The sequence below is a fragment of the Natronorubrum sediminis genome (assembly GCF_900108095.1).
Taxonomy (GTDB): Archaea; Halobacteriota; Halobacteria; order Halobacteriales; family Natrialbaceae; genus Natronorubrum; species Natronorubrum sediminis.
The window spans coordinates 213,050-233,643 of sequence record NZ_FNWL01000004.1; the positions used below are offsets into that span (position 1 = coordinate 213,050).

21 protein-coding genes are annotated in these 20,594 nt (G+C 62.1%); 11 read left to right on the forward strand and 10 right to left on the reverse strand.

Going from position 1 to position 20,594, the window contains the following annotated elements:
• Positions 1-330: 330 nt before the first annotated feature.
• The 3 genes from BLW62_RS16095 to BLW62_RS16105 all read left to right on the forward strand — a co-directional run bounded on the left by BLW62_RS16095 (position 331) and on the right by BLW62_RS16105 (position 3,378).
• Positions 331-1,119: an alpha/beta fold hydrolase gene (locus BLW62_RS16095; protein ID WP_090508055.1), complete on the forward strand. Its 789-nt coding sequence runs from the start codon at positions 331-333 to the stop codon at positions 1,117-1,119.
• 100 nt (positions 1,120-1,219) lie between these two features.
• Positions 1,220-2,518, forward strand: a complete 1,299-nt coding sequence (locus BLW62_RS16100; RefSeq protein WP_175459777.1) for a class I adenylate-forming enzyme family protein — start codon at positions 1,220-1,222, stop codon at positions 2,516-2,518.
• 119 nt (positions 2,519-2,637) lie between these two features.
• Positions 2,638-3,378 (forward strand): type 1 glutamine amidotransferase, encoded by a 741-nt coding sequence (locus BLW62_RS16105; protein WP_090508057.1) that lies wholly within the window; start codon positions 2,638-2,640, stop codon positions 3,376-3,378.
• Positions 3,379-3,522: 144 nt separating this feature from the next.
• Here the strand turns inward: BLW62_RS16105 and BLW62_RS16110 are convergent, their stop codons facing one another.
• Positions 3,523-5,736, reverse strand: a complete 2,214-nt coding sequence (locus BLW62_RS16110; protein WP_090508058.1) for a (Fe-S)-binding protein — start codon at positions 5,734-5,736, stop codon at positions 3,523-3,525.
• Positions 5,737-5,916: 180 nt separating this feature from the next.
• Between BLW62_RS16110 and BLW62_RS16115 the strand changes: the two genes are divergently transcribed.
• From BLW62_RS16115 to BLW62_RS16125, 3 genes are all read left to right on the forward strand, one after another.
• Positions 5,917-6,507 (forward strand): conditioned medium-induced protein 4, encoded by a 591-nt coding sequence (locus BLW62_RS16115; RefSeq protein ID WP_090508059.1) that lies wholly within the window; start codon positions 5,917-5,919, stop codon positions 6,505-6,507.
• A gap of 89 nt (positions 6,508-6,596) precedes the next feature.
• On the forward strand, positions 6,597-7,277 hold the full coding sequence (locus BLW62_RS16120) for a CRISPR-associated protein Cas4 (protein WP_090508060.1): 681 nt from the start codon (positions 6,597-6,599) through the stop codon (positions 7,275-7,277).
• 104 nt (positions 7,278-7,381) lie between these two features.
• Positions 7,382-7,744: a hypothetical protein gene (locus BLW62_RS16125; RefSeq protein ID WP_090508061.1), complete on the forward strand. Its 363-nt coding sequence runs from the start codon at positions 7,382-7,384 to the stop codon at positions 7,742-7,744.
• Between the two features lie 12 nt (positions 7,745-7,756).
• Here BLW62_RS16125 and BLW62_RS16130 read toward each other — a convergent pair whose 3' ends face one another.
• From BLW62_RS16130 to BLW62_RS16140, 3 genes are all read right to left on the reverse strand, one after another.
• Positions 7,757-8,446: an L-threonylcarbamoyladenylate synthase gene (locus tag BLW62_RS16130; protein WP_090508062.1), complete on the reverse strand. Its 690-nt coding sequence runs from the start codon at positions 8,444-8,446 to the stop codon at positions 7,757-7,759.
• A 78-nt stretch (positions 8,447-8,524) separates the two neighbouring features.
• Entirely contained in the window at positions 8,525-9,043 is a 519-nt protein-coding gene (locus BLW62_RS16135; protein ID WP_090508063.1) for a redoxin domain-containing protein, read from the reverse strand.
• Positions 9,043-9,357, reverse strand: a complete 315-nt coding sequence (locus BLW62_RS16140; protein WP_090508064.1) for a glutathione S-transferase N-terminal domain-containing protein — start codon at positions 9,355-9,357, stop codon at positions 9,043-9,045. The genes BLW62_RS16135 and BLW62_RS16140 overlap by 1 nt, the downstream gene beginning before the upstream one ends.
• A gap of 142 nt (positions 9,358-9,499) precedes the next feature.
• On the opposite strand from BLW62_RS16140, the gene BLW62_RS16145 reads away from it, so the two are divergent.
• Together BLW62_RS16145 and BLW62_RS16150 are read left to right on the forward strand one after the other, a co-directional pair.
• Positions 9,500-10,897 (forward strand): hemolysin family protein, encoded by a 1,398-nt coding sequence (locus BLW62_RS16145; RefSeq protein WP_090508065.1) that lies wholly within the window; start codon positions 9,500-9,502, stop codon positions 10,895-10,897.
• Positions 10,898-11,106: 209 nt separating this feature from the next.
• Entirely contained in the window at positions 11,107-11,424 is a 318-nt protein-coding gene (locus BLW62_RS16150) for an RPA12/RPB9/RPC11 RNA polymerase family protein (protein ID WP_090508066.1), read from the forward strand.
• Between the two features lie 339 nt (positions 11,425-11,763).
• Here BLW62_RS16150 and BLW62_RS16155 read toward each other — a convergent pair whose 3' ends face one another.
• The 4 genes from BLW62_RS16155 to BLW62_RS16170 form a co-directional block, all read right to left on the reverse strand.
• Positions 11,764-12,207: an acyl-CoA thioesterase gene (locus BLW62_RS16155; RefSeq protein ID WP_076583307.1), complete on the reverse strand. Its 444-nt coding sequence runs from the start codon at positions 12,205-12,207 to the stop codon at positions 11,764-11,766.
• A gap of 105 nt (positions 12,208-12,312) precedes the next feature.
• Complete coding sequence (locus BLW62_RS16160; RefSeq protein WP_175459778.1) at positions 12,313-13,902, reverse strand: rhodanese-like domain-containing protein; 1,590 nt, start codon at positions 13,900-13,902, stop codon at positions 12,313-12,315.
• A gap of 64 nt (positions 13,903-13,966) precedes the next feature.
• Positions 13,967-14,971 carry an AAA family ATPase gene (locus BLW62_RS16165; RefSeq protein ID WP_090508068.1) on the reverse strand — a complete coding sequence of 335 codons (1,005 nt, stop codon included), beginning with the start codon at positions 14,969-14,971 and terminating at the stop codon, positions 13,967-13,969.
• Between the two features lie 116 nt (positions 14,972-15,087).
• On the reverse strand, positions 15,088-16,221 hold the full coding sequence (locus BLW62_RS16170; RefSeq protein WP_090508069.1) for a DUF7282 domain-containing protein: 1,134 nt from the start codon (positions 16,219-16,221) through the stop codon (positions 15,088-15,090).
• Between the two features lie 315 nt (positions 16,222-16,536).
• On the opposite strand from BLW62_RS16170, the gene rnz reads away from it, so the two are divergent.
• Positions 16,537-17,463 (forward strand): ribonuclease Z, encoded by a 927-nt coding sequence (rnz, locus tag BLW62_RS16175; RefSeq protein WP_090508070.1) that lies wholly within the window; start codon positions 16,537-16,539, stop codon positions 17,461-17,463.
• Between the two features lie 205 nt (positions 17,464-17,668).
• Complete coding sequence (locus tag BLW62_RS16180; RefSeq protein ID WP_090508071.1) at positions 17,669-19,642, forward strand: DUF460 domain-containing protein; 1,974 nt, start codon at positions 17,669-17,671, stop codon at positions 19,640-19,642.
• 29 nt (positions 19,643-19,671) lie between these two features.
• Here the strand turns inward: BLW62_RS16180 and BLW62_RS16185 are convergent, their stop codons facing one another.
• On the reverse strand, positions 19,672-19,926 hold the full coding sequence (locus BLW62_RS16185) for a DUF8015 family protein (protein ID WP_090508072.1): 255 nt from the start codon (positions 19,924-19,926) through the stop codon (positions 19,672-19,674).
• Between the two features lie 60 nt (positions 19,927-19,986).
• On the reverse strand, positions 19,987-20,166 hold the full coding sequence (locus BLW62_RS16190; RefSeq protein WP_076583317.1) for a DUF7470 family protein: 180 nt from the start codon (positions 20,164-20,166) through the stop codon (positions 19,987-19,989).
• A gap of 97 nt (positions 20,167-20,263) precedes the next feature.
• Here BLW62_RS16190 and eif1A point away from each other — a divergent pair, with 97 nt between their 5' ends.
• The gene (gene eif1A, locus BLW62_RS16195) at positions 20,264-20,575 is read left to right on the forward strand and encodes a translation initiation factor eIF-1A (RefSeq protein WP_281246657.1); all 312 of its coding nucleotides are present in this window, start codon (positions 20,264-20,266) and stop codon (positions 20,573-20,575) included.
• Positions 20,576-20,594 lie beyond the last annotated feature (19 nt).

Consider the following 20,594-nt stretch of genomic DNA (forward strand, 5'->3'; position numbering starts at 1 on the left):
CAGTACGCGATGTTCGCGTCGATATTCGGTGGTTCGTCGGCGGCGACTACACAGTCCACTATTTCGAGAGCCGCGAAGACGAGCCCTGGCAGTGTCGCTGGGACCGACACCCAAAACCAGAGGCGCCTCGAGAACACTACCATCCGCCACCGGAGGCGTCCGCAACTGTAGAGCCGTCTTCGCTCGAGGCCGAACATCATTTAGGTGTCTGCTTCGCCGTGCTCGAGTGGATCGAAGATCGAGTTCGGGCACTACACGAGTAGCAGGCTATCTCGACAGCCAGCGTACGAATCCGAAACCGTCGCCTTCCTCCAGCCACACCGTTCTTCTATGCCCACCACAACGAATGGCTCCGTCTCGCTGCACTACGACCGCGAGGGCGAGGGCGAGGGCCAATCGGTCGTCTTCGTCTCCGAGGCCGGCCTCGGTGGCTGGCTCTGGGGCTGGCAACACGCTGCCCTCGCCGGCCCCTCCGAAACCGTCGTCTGGGACCTTCGCGGGACGGGTCGCTCCGACGCACCGCCCGGCCCGTACAGCCTCGAGGACCTCGTGTCGGACCTCGAAGCCGTCCTCGCCAAGTGTGAGATCACGAACGCCCACCTCGTCGGCTGCGGTCTCGGTGGTGCGATCTCGCTGCGGGCCGCTCGAGACTCGAGTCGCGTCGAGACGTTGACGCTCTTCGGAACCGCTCCGCGAGCCGACGCGTTCGACCTCGAGTCCCTCGCCGCGTCCCCCGAAGACGACGAGGCGCTGCGAACGTCGCTCGAGACGGCGTTTTCGGACGCCTTTCTGGAGGCTCAGACGGACGTCCGCGACGGCATCGTCGACTGGCGGGCCGACGGCGACGCCGACCGAGCGGGCTGGGATGCACAATTGGCCGCACTCGAGGAGTTCGACGCGACGGACTGGCTAATCGAGGTCACACAGCCGACGCAGGTGCTCCACGGCGGAGCGGACGAATTGGTCGCACCCGCCGCTGGCGAAAAACTGGCGAACGGACTCCCCCGCGGCGAGTACGTCGAACTCGAGGGAGCGGGCCACCTCTGCTTTATCGAGCGTTCGCGGACGGTCAACGATCGGCTGGCGGGTTTTCTCGAGGCGCACGTCGACGCCGAGTGAACAGTCTCCGCCGTCGAACCGATTTCGGTAATATGGGCTTGCGAGTGACTCCCCGGCTACTACGGGGGGAAGTGTGGTATGCGTATCCGTGACACTTTCGATGGCACGTCGGGCGGAGCGATTTCCCGATCGAACGGCAGTCGTCGATACCTCCGAGGAGCGATTGTATGCCCCCGCAGAAACGATACACGAAAACCGGGTCACGTACGGAGAACTCGCGGCGATCGTGGACCGAACTGCACAACACCTGACAGCACTCGGCATCGGTGCCGGTGACACCGTCTGTCTCCTCACGCGAAACCGGGTCGCCTCGCTGGCGATTTGCTTCGCCTGCCGTCGACTTGAGGCCGCCTTCGCACCGATTTCCCACTGGCTCACACCGGTGACCGTCGAGCGCCCGTTCGCGGTTCTCGATCCCGACCTCGTCGTATCGGAAGCCGCCCAGCGCGACCTCGTCCGGTCGATTCCGTTCGACCGATCGGTCACACTCGAGGAACTCGCGAACGCCGATCGAGCACCGATATCCGACGAAAACGGGGCCGACCACGACGGTCGTGACGAACCCGATGGCCACAGCGACGACACCCGGACGCCTCTGGCGATTTTCCACGGTACCGAGGGTCGACCGGTCGTGGGCTACACCGAACGCACACTCGAGTGGAACTGCATCTCGGCGCTTCTCACCTGGGACCTCTCGCGGACCGACGTCGCCCCGCTCGTGGCACCTCTCTCGAGCGTGGCTGGACTCGTTCGGGTCGCGTTGCCGTTGTTGTACGTCGGGGGGACCGTGTTGCTCGACAGGGCGTTCGACCCCGGTGACACCCTGACAGCGATCGCCGACGAACGCGCGACGGTTCTGGCCGGCAACTCACGTCCGTTGGAACAACTCGCAGCTGAACCCGGATTTGCGGAGGCCGCGGCGTCACTCGAGCGAACCGTCGTCGAGCACTCCATGTCCGACGACGCTCGAACTCGGTATCGAGACGCCGGCGTCTCGCTCGCCAACGCGTACGGACGACTCGAGTGCCCGACCGCGTTGAGCCAGTCGTTCGACGGGACCGACGACGACGCGACGGAGACTGCCTCTCGGGTCGTCGGCCGCCCGGTCGTGAACTGTCGCGCCCGAATCGTCGACGACGCGGGTAGCGTCCTCGCTGGCGACGGCGAGGGCGACCTCGAACTCTCGGGCTCGGTCGTCGCCGACGGTTACGTCGATCCTGCCGGTATCGCGGACGGAAACTGGACCGTGAATCTCGAGCGACAACGTGAGACAGTCGACGACAGCGGTTCTGGGGACGAATCCGACGAGGTCGACGGAGACGCACAGCTTTCAGACGGCTGGCTTCACACCGAACAGTCGGTTCGGCGAACCGAAGACGGAGACTACCAGCTTCGATGACAGTACCCGCCCCAACTCGTCGGCGAGGCCCTCGAGCAAAAACTCATCGCCGTCCGTGGTTGCGGCAACGCCGACGACGGACAGAAAGACTATCCCTTCAGAGTAGTCATTACGGAACGATGACTCAGCTTCGTATTGCCGTCCTGAACGCAGCCCAACAGGACGAGAACACGACACGAAACTTCCGGCGCGAACTGGACGCCTCTATCGCTGAATTCGATATCTCTTCGGGTGAGGTCCCGGCCAACTTCGAGTTCGATGCAGCCGTCGTTACCGGCTCGAGAACGTCAGTGTACTGGGACGAAGCGTGGATGCAGGCGACCAAGGAGTGGGTCGCCGACGCAATCGATCGCGACATTCCGTTCCTCGGCGTCTGTTGGGGCCACCAACTTCTCGCCGACGTCCTCGGGGGCACCGTCGAGGATATGGGTGCCTACGAGGTTGGCTACAGCGAGATAGACCGCCTCAAGTCCGACTCGCGGCTCTTCGATGGGATCAGTGAGGACTTTCTCGCGTTCACCAGCCACTCGGACGAAGTTTCGGAACTCCCACCCGGTGGAACGCCCCTCGCGGAGAATCACTACTCCAATCACGGGTTCCGCAAGGATCGCGTCTTCGGCGTCCAATTTCACCCCGAGTACGACACGAAGACCGCCCGCGAACTCGTCCACCGCAAGGACCTCTCCGACGAGCGCCGCCAGTCCGTCCTCGAAGAGATCACCGAGGAGAACTATCAACAGGCCTGTGAAGCCAAGCTCGTCTTCGAGAACTTCCTCGAGTTCGCCCGCGAAATGAACGAAGGTAGCGTCTCCGCCGAGGCCAGCAGCGACGCGTCGGCGTCGCTTGGCTGTTCTGATTGAATTTCTGTGCGGTTTCGGCGTCGCGTCAGTGTGTCAAACGCGTCGACCCTGCATCGCTTTGACTCACGTCTATCCGTCGTACTCAGAACGTAGTGTCGCCCTTGCAAAACCGATCGGAAAACAAGTGCACCCTCGAGTTCGTCGTTAGTCCGCCGCGACCTCGAGATCAGCCTTTTCTTCCGCACCGATGGCTTCGACGATGAGTTCAGCGACGTCGACGATTTCGATGTCGTCCTCGTAGCCGCCGGTCTTGCGGCCGTCCTCGTACATCGTCATGCACATCGGACAGGCGACGACGAACTTCTCGACGTCAGGACCGTTGTCGGTGTCCTCGAGCGCTTCGCGGATTCGTTCTTCACTCGGCTTTGGCTCTTCTTCGAAGTCCATCCAGAGCCCGCCACCGCCGCCACCACAACAGAACGAGTTGTCGCGGTTGCGTGGCATCTCGTCGAGTTCACAGCCCGTTGCGCGGATGAGTTCGCGCGGCGCTTCGTACTCGTCGTTATACCGCCCGAGGTGACACGGATCGTGGTAGGTAACGGTGTAGTCGAGTTCGGTGCCCGACAGCTCGAGTTTGTCCTCGGTCACGAGTTCTTCGACGGCTTGGGTCCAGTGAAGGACGTCGATTTCGCCGTCTGCGTTCCACTCGTCTTCGTACTCGAAGGGCATCATCGGATCGTCGGCGAACTCTTCGAAGTCGACCTCCGGATACTCGTTCTTGAACGTGTTGTAGGAGTGTGGGTCCGTACAGACGATCTTATCGAACTCGCAGTCTTCCCACGTTTCGACGTGGTGACCGGCGAGTTCGACGTAGAGGAACTCCTCGCCGACGCGGCGAATGTCGTTGCCGTCGTACTTCTCGTCGTCGAAGAGGATGCCGAAGCTGACGTCGGCTTCTTGCAGGATGGTCGCCAGCGAACGGGCGACCTGCTTGTTGCGCTCGTCGTAGCTTGGGAAGTCGCCGACGTACCAGAGGTAGTCGACCTCCTCTTCGCGGGCGTCGGGAACGTCGAACTCGAGGTCGTCGGCCCAGTCACCGCGGTTTCGTGGACTGTCGCCGAACGTGTTGCCGTTTTGCATGACGTTCTGGAAGACGTCCTGCATGGAACTCGAGATGTCTCCCTGGTCGGTCATCTGGCGGTTGAGCCGGGTGAACGACTGGAGGTGTTCGATTTCGACGGGACAGGCGTCCATACAGGCCATACAGGCCATGCAGGACTCCATCGTCTCGGTGTTGATGACGCTCGTGCCACCGTCGGCGACGATCGGTTTTTCCTCGCCGCCGGCGTCGAGTTCCTCGCGGTACTTCTTCAGGTCGAGGATGACGTTTCGCGGGTCGAGGGGTCGGTCGGAGGCCTTTGCGGGACAGACCGACGAACAGCGACCACACTTGGTACAGGCGTCTTGGTCGAGAATTTCCTTCCAGGTGAAGTCGTCGATGGATTCGGCGTTGGTCGCGTCGAGGTCCGACGGAACGTTTGGCAGCCGAGCGCCGGCTTTCTCGTCGCGCGTGACGACGTTCGCGAACGAGGAGATCATGTGGAACGGCTTGGCGTAGGGAATCCACGCGATGAAGAAGAATGCGAGCAGCGAGTGTTTCCACCAGACCAGCCAGTGGAGCGTCTCGGCGTTGTAGCCGAGGTTGCTCACTGCGCTGTAACTCGCACCACCGGTGGATGCCTCGAGTGCGGCGCCGGTCGTCGGCAGGTCGATCGCCTGAAAGAGTATGGCGATTCCGTAGCCGACGAAGCTCACAACCTCGTGATCTGGCATGCCGGTTGCGTAAATTCGCGCGCCCTCGAGGAGGAAGCCACCCACGCCGAGCCCGAACAGCGTCCAGATGAAGATATCGTCTTCGTTCGAGGTGTGACGGCCCCAGAGACGGTGGTTCTGGACCCAGTAGCGTCGGTACATCGCCATTCCGATCCCGACGACGAACAGCAGCCCCATCGCGTCGACGATGAACTGGTAGGAGAGATAGAAGTCACCTTCCCAGAAGACGAACCCGAAGATGAGTTCCGTCGTGTACTGCTCGAAGCCGATGATGAGCGTCGCGATGAGCAGCGTCAGGAAACCCCAGAGGATAAACGAGTGCATCAGCCCGCCGTAGAGATCCCTGTTGAACTGTTTCTCGTTCGAGAGGACGATCTTTGTCGCGCTGATGATGCGACTCGGTAGCTCGTTGACTCTGGCGAACGGGTCGTCGTCACCCTCGGCGTAGCGACTGAATCGCTGGTAGATGCCGTAGGCCAAGACGGAAAGCGTAATCACCACGAGAAGATAGAACAGCGCGTACCCCACGCTGCCAATTCCCAGGTAGGTTTCCCGTCCCACCTCCGACTGTGCTATGACGTTCATATACAATGACGTGGGGGGCTGTGACTTAATTCTTGTCACACACCCTCGAAGACAATTGCCCCGCCTTCTTGTGAAAATTTCCACCCTATTCAGAGTTTATAATTGTTTTCTATGCGTGATCGAGACGCCAACGTAAGCTGGCAACAGGCTTAAATAGCCACCCGTCGCGAATGACCATCCATGAACGACAAAACGGAGGAACTCCGCGATATCTTTACCGACGTCACCGACGGCGACGCGACGGTCACCGAATCCCAGGAAAACACGCGCGGATCACTCGAGCGCGACGAGCGAACGGTCGAAGAGCGCCTCGAGAGCGTCGTCCAGCAGATGCGTGAGCGTTACGAGTTCGATACCACCCTCTCGAACGACGAACTCGCCGACGTGGCGACGGCATTTTACGATGGCGAGACCGACGAAGAAATTGCCGACGACGTCGGTATCGATCCCGAGACGGCGTTCGACGCCCGCCTCTCGTTGCACCTCGTTCGAGACGACGACGCCGACGAAGTCGACCTCGTCGCTATCCGAGAGCGCGAGGAAGACGATGCGACGCTCGCCGAGGAGTACGACGTCAGCGAGGACCAGATCAGTCGCTACCGACGGGTCGCGACGGCGACCGACGAGTCTCGGGCCGCCAACGATCGCTACCGAGACGAGTTCGACAGCATCCTCGCGGATGCGGACCTCTCCGAACGAATGGCTAGCGACGTTCGCGAGGACGGCCTCGAGGACGCGACGGAAGGGATGGAAACGGACGTAGACTTCTAACGCTCCGTCTGCCACCGCTGGCACGTTGCAACGTTGTTCCACCGAACAGCCGCCACTGTTTTTTATACCAACGGGCGGCCAGAGCGTCCGTGACTCGAGCCCTCGTTTCGTTGAGCGATCTGCGGACGGCCGCGTACTGTCCGCGAAAGTGCTACTATCGTCAGACGAGCGACGACGACGGTGAACCGCCGCCCGTCGTCGACTCGATTCGAAACCTCGCGACGCGCTATCCCGAACTGCTGAGCGCTCCAGCGGGCGCACTCGAGGCCGAACCGATCGCCGCCACTCCGATCCAGTATCGCGAGCGACTCGGGGCGACGAGAGACAGACTCGAAGCGCGCGGCCACTGGAATCGACTCACGGCGGCGAGTGTGCAAAACACCTACGTCGCTGGCCGCGACTGCCACGGTATCGTCCACAAGGTTCTCGAGGACCCACTCGAGCCCGTCCTGATTTCGACCGGTTCCCCTCCAGAACAGGGGGTCTGGGACTCTCAGTCGGTCCACGCCGTCGGAGCCGCCAAGGCGCTGTCGTGGGAACACGACCAGCGAGTCGAGCACGCCTGGCTCGAGTATCCCGCTCACGGGGTAATTCGACGAATCAAACTCTCGACGCGTCGAAAAGCCCGGTATCGACGAGTCCTTCGCTCGGTTCGGGAACTCGACGGCCCGCCGGCTCGAACGACCAATCGATCGAAGTGTTCCGCCTGCGAGTTCGCGACGAAGTGTGGCGTCCGAACCCGGACGCTTCGCTCGTTACTCGGATTCTAAAATACAGGTTAGATGCCGTGATACTCCTCTCTCGGGACGATTCCGGAAGGCGACCGCTCCCGGACCGTCAGACTTTTACTCAAAACCGAGTAATGCGTTCTACGATGATGTGGCAAGACCTTGTGTTTCTCGCTGGAAGCGTTCTCTCGATCGTCTTCCTCGCACCGACGATCCGAGATACCTCCGCCCGAATCCCGCTCGGCTCGAGCGTTCCGTCGATGACGATCGGTGGCATCTACGCCTTCACGTACGCGACGATGGGGATGACCTTCTCTGCGCTCGGGTCCGCCGGCGTCGCGATCATGTGGTCGTTGATCGTTTGCTATCGCTCACCTGGCGTCCAGACAGGTCCCAGAAACGTCCTCCGATTTGTCGATTCACTGTTTCGCCAAAGCGCTCGCCTCGCAATCAGCGCTCTCGGCTGTGACCAGCACGCTCACGCCGACCACGAACAGGCGGCCGACTAACGCGCTTCGCGATCAGTTATTCTCGAGCCACGCGTCGATCGCTGCCGCGTTCGCTCCGCGGCGGTGGATCGTTCCCGTCGAAACGTCGACGACGGTGCTTTCGGTTCGTTCGTCCCCGTTGTTCGCTTCGTCCCTGTCGGCTTCGTCGTCACCGTCGGTCGTTTCGTTCACTTCGTCCGTTTCGCGACCAGACGCGTACAGCTGGTCGGCCCCGACTACGAACGCCGCGTTTCGAACCTGCGAGCCGATATCGGCGACGCGGCGGGCGCTTGGCTCACCGCTGACGTTTGCACTCGTCGCCGTGATTGGTCGTGCCGCCCGCTCGAGTAGTGCGAGTGCGGGTTCGCAGTCGGGAACGCGCACGCCGACGCGGTCCGCGCCGGCGGTGAGCACGTCCGGAATCGCCTCGCCGCGTTCACAGAGCACCGTCACCGGTCCCGGGAGGAACTCCGCCGCGAAGGCGCGTTCGCGCTCGTTCGCGTGAACGTACTCGGCCTCGACGGCCGTCTCGAACGATGGGACAGCAAACGAGACCGGCTTCGACCGATCCCTCCCTTTCACCTCGAAGACGCGCTCGACGGCGTCAGCGTCGAGCGCGTCGGCTCCCAGTCCGTAGACCGTCTCGGTGGGATACACGACCAACTCCCCCGCACGGATCGCCGCTGCGCCTCGCTCGAGCGTCTCCGCGTCCACCGTGTCCATACAGTAGCGTCGCCGCGTCTGGGCCAAAAACGTAGCGTCCTTGGGTGGCCAGCCTCCGTCGCTGGAGCCGTATCCGTTCTACCGCGACTCGAGGCCGAGTTCCGACTCGAGGGCGTCGTAGTCGGGGAACTCGGGCCACTCGGTCGCGACCCAGGCGGCGTCGACGGTCAGATCCGGTTCGACGGCGAAAAACGCTACTCGCGGCTCGCTGACGCCGGCCATCCCGTCGAGATCGTGGTCGATGCCGTAGGCGGCCGCGACATCGTTGCTCGGGTCGGCAAAGAGCGTGAACGGGAGCTCGTTTTCCTCGAGAAACTGTGAAATTCCGTAGGGCGTCGAGGCGGTGACGCCGACGACCGAATTCGCCCGCTCGGCCCACGCTCGCTCCTCGAGTTCGCTCCAGATGTAGGTGCCGACGAACGAGCCGATCATCGGGGTGAACACGACGATTGTGCGTCCTTCCTCGCTGAGCAGTTCGGATAGCTGGCGATCCTCCCAGAACTCGTCGGTAACCAGCGGCCGCGTGAAGTCCTCGATGGCCTCCCCTGGCGTCGGATGGTTGGCGGAGCCGAGTTCGACGACTTCGAAGTCGGGCACTAGTGCCCCCCTCCGTTTCTGTTCGCGTTCGCGTTCTCACCGTCGGGGTCGTAGGTCGACTCGAGATAGTCGACGATGTTCGCACTCTCGGCCATCGTGACGCCGGTGTTCTCGTCGACGATGACGGGAACCGTACGGACGCCGGCGACGCGTTTGACGACGTCGCGTTTGGAGTGTAGCGGTTCGACGAATCGTGAGTGATACTCGAGACCGGCGTCTTCGAGCACTCGAGTGACGCGTTCGCAGTACGGACACGCCTGCAGACGATAGAACGTGATCGGCGCGTCGGTGTCTGTACCGTGCGTATCTCCCATACCCGGTTGTACGGGAACCGATCTGGTAAACGTGTCGTCGGCGGCGTTCGTATCGCTTCCTCCTCCCCTGTAGAGATGTCTGGCTCGCGGCGACCCGTAAATGGTAAACGGTTAACCGGTTCGGCTATTAAGTCCCACATCAATGGCGACGTCTCTGCTGTCTGGGATCGTGTTTGCGGCGTATGAAGTTCCCGTCGCGGGACTCGAGATCGATCAGACGACGGTGACCGTTCTCGGGGTGCTCGCAGTAACGATCCTCATCGCACTCTCCGGATTCTTCTCTTCCTCGGAAATTGCGATGTTCAATCTCCCAAAACACCGTCTCGAGGGGATGGTCGAGGATGAGGTCCCCGGAGCGAGTCTGGTCAAGGCGCTCAAGGACGACCCACACCGACTGCTGGTGACGATCCTCGTCGGCAACAACATCGTCAACATCGCGATGTCGTCGATCGCGACTGCCCTATTGGGACTGTACTTCGGCGGATTGTCGGCCGTTTTGCTGGCGACGTTCGGCATCACTGCGATCGTCCTCTTGTTCGGTGAGAGCGTCCCCAAATCCTACGCGGTCGAAAACACGGAATCGTGGGCCATCCGCATCTCGAAGCCCCTGAAAGCGACCGAGTACCTCCTCTACCCGCTCATCGTCCTCTTCGATTACCTCACTCGCCAGGTGAACAAACTGACCGGTTCGACGGGGGCGATCGAGTCGCCGTACGTCACCCGCGACGAAATTCAGGAGATGATCGAGTCGGGCGAACGCGAGGGTGTGCTCGCCGAAGAAGAACACGAGATGCTCCAGCGAATCTTCCGTTTCAACAACACTATCGTCAAGGAGGTGATGACGCCCCGACTCGACATGACCGCCGTCCCGAAAGACGCGAGCATCGACGAGGCCATCGAAACCTGCATCCAGAGCGGTCACGCCCGCGTTCCGGTCTACGAAGGTAGTCTCGACAACGTTCAGGGCGTCGTTCACATCCGCGACCTCGTTCGCGACCTGAACTACGGCGAGACGGACGCCGATGATCTGGAACTCGAGGACCTGATCCAACCGACCTTACACGTCCCCGAGTCGAAGAACGTCGACGAACTCCTCACGGAGATGCGCGAAAACCGGATGCACATGGCCATCGTCATCGACGAGTTCGGGACCACGGAGGGACTCGTGACCGTCGAGGACATGATCGAGGAGATCGTCGGCGAGATCCTCAAATCCGGCGAGGACGAACCGATCGAGGAGGTCGACGACCGGGCCGTCATCGTCCGCGGCGAGGTCAACATCGAGGACGTCAACGAAGCCCTCGATATCGAACTTCCCGAGGGCGAGGAGTTCGAGACCATCGCCGGCTTTATCTTCAATCGCGCGGGTCGTCTCGTCGAGGAAGGCGAGGAGATCACCTTCGACGGCGTCCGGATCACCGTCGAGGGCGTCGAAAACACCCGCATCATGAAAGCTCGCCTGCGAAAACTCGAGCAGCCATCCGAACCCGACGAAGAGACAACGGGCGAAGAGAACGAAGAATCGGTTGCTCGAGACTGATTCTTTCGAGCATCCAATGCAAGATCGGTGAAAGGGGCGCTCTCGAAACCGTCAATCTTGACAGGAACTGCGTGTTGAATACACGTCGCGAATCTTGCACACCAGTTCCTGTAGATTCAGTCAGATCGAATCGTTTGGTCCAGTTCGCTGATCTCTGAACGTCGTCGAATGACAAACCTATATCTGCCACTTGCGTAGATTCGTTTACAATGCAATTCTGCGACGGGTGTGGGTCGATGATGCATACGGAGGGCGACACGTGGGTGTGTCGCTCATGTGAGAACGAGGACCCGCGGGACTCCCAAGCAGAAGCGGCAATGTCGATCCAGGAGGACCAACAGGACGACGAGGCACCCGTCGTGGCCGACGCGACCCAAGGCTCCACTGAGACGATGCAAGAACCCTGTCCAGCGGACGACTGTGACAGCGACTGGGCCTACTACGAGATGATGCCGAAGCCGGGCGGTTCCTATGAGGTTCGACTGTTCACCTGCGTCGAGTGTAGCCACAAGTGGCGCGAGTCTTGAGGGCGCATCTCGCGAACCTTGCCTTTACGTACGCACAGACGCCCCTCCTCGTTCCTTCCAGTAACGAACGCAGAGACGCACCTGCTGTCTGCTGGTTTTGCTCTCAAACGAATCTCTCTCACTATACCTAGTTTGACCAAACTATCGCTAGCGTCGGCACTGAGATGTTGACTTACGAACGCCAGCGTGAAACTAACGTTTCGACTGCTAAAACCAACGCACCGACTGCTAAATACAGGACATGTCTTCACCACCGGGATTCAGACTCATCGCTCACAGCGCATTTCAACAGAGCCGTGGAAGACTGTTCTGCTGGCCGGTTGGGATGGCGCGGGCTGATTACGACTCGGCTTCGGTCTCGAGCATTCGTTCTCGGAGTTTTCGTCCTCGCTCTGAGTCGACCGTGAGTTCCGGAACGGCGACTGGAGAGCCGTCCTCGTCGATCGCGACGAACGTGAACGACGACTCCGTCGTTCGCTCCATCTCACCGGTCGTTGGGGTTTCACGCCACGCTCGGAGACCGACGTGCACGCTCGTCCGACCGGTATCGTAGACGAACGCCTCGACGACGGCCGTGTCACCGATTCCGATCGGCCGCTCGAACTCGAGTTCGTTGACGCGGGCGGTGACGCAGGTCTCGCCGGAAAAGCGCATCGCGGACATCGCGCCGATCTCGTCGAGCCACTTCATCAGGTTGCCGCCATGGAGCGTCTCGTTGTTGTTCGCGTGATTTGGCTGAACGCGAAAGCGATTCTCGATACGTGTCTCGAGTACCGTAGGCATAGGAGCGTATTTCCGGCTAGTACGGGCAGTGATATGAGCGTATCCCGATCGCTACGCGAGCGTCGACGGTGAAGCGCACGTTCCGAGACGGCCACTGCTGTCAGCTCACTCGACGAGGCGTTCCTCCCACTCAAGGTACGCACGCTTGTTATCTCGAAAGCCCTCTCCGGTCAGGTCGTAGACGTCGTCTCGAGGCTCGACGGTCAGCCCCGTCTCGCCGTCGGCGAGGGGCTGTTCGGCGTCCGCCCACGCCTCGACGCCGCCCCGGAGTACCCGCACGTCAGAGCGGTCGCACTCGGCGACGAGCATCGCTCCAGCGGCCCTGGAAATCGAGCCGTCGTCGCAGGTGAGGACCAACGTTTCGCTCGTCTCGTTCGATCGGATGTGCGCCTCGAGTTCGTAGCGGGGAACCCACTTCGATCCGGGAATGTGACGGTCGCGAAACGCGCCGCTCGCGTCGACGTTCCGGATCGCTACGCGTCCGTTTGTTCGGAGCCGCTCGAGTTGCTCCGGCGCGATGGTCCCGACATCGTCGAGGAGCGCCGGAGCGACGACCGAGCTCTCGGGCGAATCAGTCGTGAGATCCCGTCCGGCTTCCATCCAGGCTGATACCCCGCCCTCGAGGGCGGTGACGTTCTCGAACCCCATCTCGTCGAACCAGTAGGCGGTGATCGCCGACCGGACGTGGTCGTCCGAGACGAAGACTATCTCGGCGTCGCGGACGGCAATGTGTCGCTCGGCCGTCTGAATCGCCTGTCCGCCGGGAACCGAGACGGCGTTGGGAAGGTGGCCGTCAGCGTACTCCGCTTCGGTTCGCACGTCGATCCGATACACCGTCTGTCGCTCGTCAACCGCGGCCTCGAGGCGTTCTATCTCGAGAGGATCGAGCAGTTCCACGTCGGTGTCCGCGAGCAGTTTCTCGACCGAACGGCGGAGTCGCTCGCGTCGTTCCCCGTCGACGTCGAGGTCCGGTGACCGTCGGTCCGGATTCTCCTCGAGGGATTGGTCGGCCAGCTCCCACCCCATCGTCCCGTTCTCGAGTGCGTAGACGTTCTCGAGGCCGAGCTTCTCGAGCGTCGCGACTCCGATGATACTTCGCGTCCGACCGGCGCAGTGAACGACGAGGGGTCGCTCCTCGTCGCGGCGGAGCGTCTCCGCGTAGAGGGCGGCGTCGACTCCCTCGAGGTTGACCGACCTGGGGATCGTGCGGTCCGCGTACTCCTCCGGCGTCCGTACGTCAACGGTCAGCGGCTCTGCCGACGACAGGTCGTCGAACTCCTCGGGCGTCAGCTTCGACAGGCGCTCCTCGGCTTCGACTCGCTCCCCGAACTCCTTGCTGGTGAAGTCGAACCCCGTGTGGGGGACCCCGTCGATCGCCTCGATCACCTCGTTGCCGGCGGCCTCCCACGCCGCCATTCCGCCCTCGAGGAACGAAACGTTCTTGTACCCGTTTCGAACGAGCCACGCGGTGTCGAGGGGCGCGCGGTCGCCCGAGCGATCACAGAGGACGATCGGGGTCGATCGGTTCGGGACTAGCGTCGCGAGGCGCTCCTCAAGGACCGGTCGGTGGACCGGCGTGCACTCTCGAACGTGGCCGTTCGCGTAATCCAGTGGCTCGCGGATGTCGAGGACGGCGAGCGGATCCGTCGATTCGATCGCCGACGCGAGGCGATCCGGACTGAGTGAGCTTGGCATACGTATTCGACCGTGATTCGACTCTCTTCGAGAAAAGTGTATGCGAAGGGGTAGCGCATACCACTCAGGCATCCCGTCCCAGTTCTGCCAGCAAGTGAGAGACGTGGATCCGGTCGCTCGAGCCCTCGTGCATCTCGAACTCGATATCAGCGGCGAGTCGGTGAATTCGGGCCAGATGCTCGCCCTGGTATCGTTTGCGAGCGACGCCGAGGATCGAATCGATGACTTCCTCGCCGTCGAGCCCTTCGTCGACGAGCAGGTCGTCCAGCGCGCTGCGGGCGTCCGTGAACTCACCGGCTTCGGCGTCGTCTAACATCTCCTCGATTTCGTCCTCGAGGCCGACCTCGCCGATGGTCTCGTAGGCCGCTTGCATCGTGAGTTCGCCCTCGTCCTCGACGGTGGTCTGGGCGGCCAGGATAGCCTGCCGGAGATTGCCGTTGGCGTAGCCGGCGACGAACTCGAGGCCGTCGGCTTCGTACGCGACGTCCTCGCGCTCGACGATTCGCTCGAGGACGGCGACGGTCTCTTCACTCGAGGGGGAACGAACGGAGACTGGGAAACACCGCGAGCGGATCGGCGGGATGAGCTTCGTCGGCTGGCGCGTGGCGACGATGAATTGGGTCGTTCGGTGGTGTTGTTCCATGATCCGGCGAAGCGCCTGCTGGAAGTCCTCGCGGACGTCCTCGGCGTTGTCGAGCAGGATCGTCTTGTACTCGCCGGAGACGGAGGCGTAGCTCGCCGATTCTTTGAGGACGCGGTTGATCATGTCCCGTTTGGACATCGAGGATCGCCCGACGAGGAACTGCTCGAAGCGCGGATCGTTCTTGATCTCCGTCTTCGTCCGACCGAAGAAGTCGGCAACGTTGATCTCGATCAGGTCGTTGTCCGGGTCTTCGTGTGCCTCACGGGCAAGTGCGCGCGCCGCTGCGGTCTTCCCGCTGCCGGGTGGACCCTGCAACAGGAGGTTGATTGGCTCGTCGACGGCTCGCTCTAAGTACTCGCGAGCGTCGTCCTGTGGCAACTCGGCCAGCTCCGGGGCGTGGGTGTCGGTCCACAGCGGCGCGTCCATCGCCGGATAGTAGGGGCGGCCCGAAAGTTAGTCTTTGGAAGTCGATTGTCACGGTCCAATTCAGCGTCGGCCGTCGTGATTCGACCTCGCGTCAGTCGTCTCGAGTCGATGTTGCGTTACTCGTCGCTGTCGTCCCCATCGTCTTCGTCGTCCGCGTCGTCCGCTTGGGCTTCCACCTCGGCGATCGTGAACGTCTCTTCGATTGGCTCGCCGGTGTCTTCGTCCTCGAGTGGCACGCCCGTCTCGTCCGGATCGCCGTCATAGAGGACGGCGGTGAGTTCTGCCTCCTCGTCGACGTCGGCGTCGTCCTCGAAGTCCGCGGTCACGTCCTCGTGTTCGCCGGGATCGAGTTGCTCGCTCGAGGCGACGACCGTGCCGTCTTCGTCTTCGATCACGAGCGCTCCCTCGGTGGGGATCGCGACATCGGCCGTCACGCGCTCGTCGCTCGCGTCGACGACGTCGACGCTTGGGTCGGTGTGGAACTCGAGGTCGATCATTTCGATCTCCCCGTCGCCCTCGGTGTAGACGCCGATCGGTTGCTCGCCGGGCGGGGAACTGCTCGTTTCGACGTCGAACGTTACGTCGCTGGATTCGCCGCCGCCGAGTTCGAGCGGCCGTTGCTCGAGGACGGTCCCGCCGAGACGAATTTCGACGTTCTGTTGGGTCTCGATCTCCGTCGGATTCCTGATTTCGGCGGTGATTTCGATCTCCTCGTCGGTCGTCGCCGACGTCGGTGCGTCGATGGATTCGACGACGAAGGAGTCCGAGAACGACTCGTCGTCGTCGGTCGTCATCACCGTCGCTGTCTCTTCGACGGGGAATCCGCCCTCGAGGTAGGGCTGGTCGTCTTCGCCCTCGCTTTCCTCGTGGACGAACTCCTCGTCGTTCGTCGTGTCCTGGTGGACCGTCGCGGTGAGTTGGCCGACGAGTTCGTCGTCGGCGTCTTCGTCGCGATCGATGGTCACATCCTCGTGCGTCCCGGAGCCGAGGTATTCGGAGACGGCGAGTGATTCGCCACTGCCGTCGGTAACGACGATAAAGCCGCCATCAGAGAGAGATACTTCCTCGATCGTCACGTTCTCGCCGTCGCTTTGTTGATCGTCGAACTCGATCGACGCTTCGGGATCGTCCTCGACGCCGAAGAGGGTGGGTGCCTGCCCGACGATGATCCCGGCGGCGAGCACGACCGCGATCGCGATCAGAATCGCGACCACGCGCTTGATCGTGCCAAACGTCAGTCCTGAACTCATAGAGACTGGTATCGTTCTCGGATACACACTCGAGGGACGTAAAACGCTGAGTCTGTTCACAGGACTCGAGCATTGGTGCCACGCGACAGTACATCCTCACCGACACTGACCGGTTGTACCCCGTCTCAGTCGGGTCCTCGTGACGGTAATGTCACGTTACTCGTGGATTTCACTATCGACCATCGTCCATCGCCGACTTTCGAGAGTCGACAAAATAGACAGCTTCGCTCGAGCGGACTGTTTTCAACCACAACGAATCGAGTCGGTCAGCACCATCCGAAGGGGGTTTAGTGACGGCACTCCCAGTAGGGAGCGATGCCACTGCGTGTGACGTTTCTGGGGACGGCTGGGGCGATTCCGACGACCGACCGCAACCCGAGCAGTATCTTCGTCGCTCGAGAAGGCGAGCAGTTGCTCTTCGACGTCGGAGAGGGAACCCAGCGTCAGTTGATGCGCTTTGGAACTGGCTTCTCGATCTCACAGATATTTATCACGCACCTCCACGGGGACCACGTCTTTGGCATTCCGGGACTGCTCCAGACGATGGCCTTCAACGACCGCGAGGAGTCGCTCACGATCCACGCGCCCCACGGAACCCGTCGCAAAATTTCGGGACTGGTGAACGCGCTCGGAAACCGCCCGTCGTTTCCGGTCCACATCAACGAGGTCGGCGACGGCGACGTTGCCTACGGCAGTGAGGACTACGAGGTGCGAGCGTTCGCCACCGATCACGACGCTCGCTCCGTTGGCTACGCGCTCGTCGAGGACGACCGAAAGGGGCGATTCGACCGCGAGCGTGCCGAAGAACTCGGCGTCCCCGTCGGCTCGAAGTTCTCCACGCTTCACGAGGGCGACTCCGTCGAACTCGAGGACGGGACCGTCGTCGAGCCCGAGCAGGTCGTCGGCGACCCTCGCCCCGGTCGATCGATCGTCTACACGGGCGACACGCGACCGACCACGGAGACGATCGAGGTCGCGGACGAACCAGACCTGTTGATCCACGACGCGACGTTCGCTGACGACTGGGCCGATCGAGCCGCGAAGACGGCTCACTCGACGGCCAGACAGGCGGCCGAAATCGCGAACCGGGCTGGTGCGGACCGCCTCGCACTACTGCACCTCTCCTCGCGTTACGCGGGTCACACCGGTGACCACCTCGAGCAAGCCCGCGAGGTGTTCGACGGTGAGGTGTTTCTTCCAGACGACGGCGACGAACTCGAGATTTTCTATCCGGACGCCTGAATCGAGGTGTGACAGCGTCCTGCTCACGTTCTCGTGGCCGTTGGCGACACAGCCCGACGACTCCTCACGAGCAACCGATGTCGATTAGTCCTCGTACTCTCGATTATCCATCTCTCTGTCACGACAGCTCGTTCCGTCGCAGTTGGGCCGACGGCCGGCACGAACCCGCGCCGGATTTATCACCGACTCGTCCCTAGACGCTCTTGTGAGTACGCGAACGAGTGCCCTCGACGCGGTCGTCTTCGGTGTCGATATTCAGAGTGGGGACGTCCGTGGCGACGCCCCATCGTACGCACTCGTCGTCTACGACGGCGAGGGCGTCACTCGAGACGTCGTCACCCATCGCAAACTCCGCAGACTGATCGACGACGAGGAGCCAGCCATCGTTGCGACGGACAACATGTACGAGCTGGCGGCGGACAAGGATCAGCTCATCCACCTCCTCGGCTCGCTGCCTGCCGAAACGAAACTCGTGCAAGTGACGGGGGCCAATCAGCCCGAGCCGCTCTCTCGAGTCGCGAAACGCCACGGCATCCCCTACGGCAAGGACCCCATGGAGGAAGCCGAGGCCTCGGCTCGACTGGCCGCCCACAACGTCGGCCACGAAGTCTCCGCGTTTACGGACACCACTGAGGTCAAGGTCGCTCGCGGTCGCTCGACGGGCAGCGGCGGCTGGAGCGAGGACCGCTTCACCCGCCGCATTCACGGCTCCGTGAAGAAACGAGCCCGCGAGGTCGAATCCGAACTCGAGGAGGCGAACCTCGAGTACGACCGAGACGTCAGAGAGGCCTACGGCGGCTTCGCGAACGCCGTGTTCACCGTCGAGAGCCGTCCCCAGGATATCCCCGTCTCACGAAACAGATCGGGCGACGTTCGCGTCGAAATCGAACGCGAGCGCCGCGACGGGATCGAATTTCGCCCGCTCGTCAAACGTCGGGATCACGTCCTCGTCGGCATCGACCCCGGGACGACGACTGCCGCCGCCATCGTGAGCCTCGAGGGCGAGGTGCTCGACGTCTGGAGTTCGCGAACCAGCGACACGGCCGACGTGATCGAGTGGATCGTCGAACGCGGCCGCCCGATCGTCGTGGCTGCGGACGTGACGCCGATGCCCGAAACGGTCGAGAAATTTCGTCGGAGCTTCGACGCCGCGGGTTGGACGCCGACGAGCGACTTGCCGATCGACGAGAAACAACATCGGACGCGGGAGGAGCCCTACGACGACGATCACCAGCGCGACGCCATGGCCGCCGCGCTCTACGCGTTCGACGCCCACGAGGATCAGTTCGAACGCATCGCCAGAAAGCTCCCGCCGGGAATCGACCGCGGCGAGGTGATCGCCCGCGTCGTCGCCGGCGAGGAGAGCGTCGAAGCCGTCCTCACGGACCTGTCTGACGACGACTCGAGCGACGAGGATGCCACCGAGCACGAGCCGCGAGAACTGACCGAGGAGGAAAAGCGAATCAACTCCCTCGAGCGCCAGGTCGAACGCCTCGACTCACACGTCGACACGCTCGAGGGACGGATTTCCGAGCGCGACGAGCGAATCGAGGAACTCGAGTCGAAGCTGACGCTCGCCCGTCGTGAAGAACGGACGCAGGTTCGAACGGACCGAGAGGTCAGCCGCCTCGAGCGAAAAGCGAACCGGCTGGAACGCGAGCGCGACGACGCCCGCGAGGATGTCTCTGAACTCGAGGACAAAGTCGAGCGAATGAAGGCGCTCTGGAAACTCGATCACTCGAATTTCAGTGACGTCTCGGCGAAAAAGGAGGGACTCGTTCCCGTCAAAGTCGTCGAGAAGTTCACGAAGGGGGCGATTCGCGAGGCTGACGAACAGTACGGCATCATCTCGGGCGACGTCGTCTACGTGCGAGACGCGAGTGGCGCCGGGAAATCGACGGCCACGCTCCTCGCGGAGTTCGAGCCTCGAGTCGTCTTGAAAGACGGCGGCCTCTCGGAGATCGCAGACGAGATTCTCTTCGACAACGAGATTCCGGTCGGTCCGGCGGACGACGTCGCGATGCAGGAAGTCGACGAACTGGCCGTCGCTCGCGAAGACGACGTCGAGGCGGTCATCGACGACTGGCACGAACGAGCGACGGAGCGAGAACTCGATCGTAAGGCGGCGATGGTCGATCAACTCATCAGCGAACACCGAGCCGGCGACAACGAGGTCTGAAGGGCCGCATGTGCGGCTTCGCGATTATTCTACTCTGGCGATTCGATCGGTGAGAGCACCTTCGGCACCGCTTCGGGTTCGACTTCCTCGGTCAGATCCGCCACTTCGTCGACTGGGCCGTTGACGAACAACGCGTGAACGATAAATCCGATCGACACGAGTCCGAGTGCAACGATCGAAAGCTCGAGGGCGACCGGCGTGGCGTAGCCGATAACTGCTCCAAGACCGAGACTCGCGGCGATACAGACCAGGACGAGGTCGTAGTACTGGAGCGTGTAGTCCATACGCACCGTACGGGTGTGTGCGACAAAATGGTTCGGAGCGCGATGGCAACGTCGGTTTGATTAGAACATGCCGAAACTCTGGAGCAGCCCCGAGACCAGCGCCTTGACGACGAGTCCGAGCCCCCCGAGAACGAGCGCGATCCCGATGGCGATTAGCGGACTCACGTACGCGATGAGCCCAATTCCGGCGAGTACGAGCACCAACCCAGCGATTCCCAACGGGCCGAGATTCTGCAGCATACGAGTTTTGTCCTGTCGAAGGAAATAAACGACGTGGTTTCCCGCCTCGGGCCCGTCCTCGGCTGGTCTGCGATGCAATCAGTAAAGGGTTAAACGGATCGCCTCCGAAAGGCGAACTATGAGCGACGACGGTGAGGGCGGCCGGAAGAACCTCCGGATGCCGGACGACGACGAGGTCTTCGCGACCGTCACCAACATGCTCGGAGCGAATCGCGTTAAAGTACGCTGTGCAGACGGCCAAGAACGCACTGCACGCATCCCCGGCAAGATGCAAAAACGTATCTGGATTCGCGAGGACGACGTCGTTCTCGTCGAGCCCTGGGATTGGCAAGACGAGAAGGGCGACATCACCTGGCGCTACGAGAAGAGCGAGGCCGACCAGCTCCGACGAGAAGGCCACATTCAATAGCGACGACACGACCGTTTCT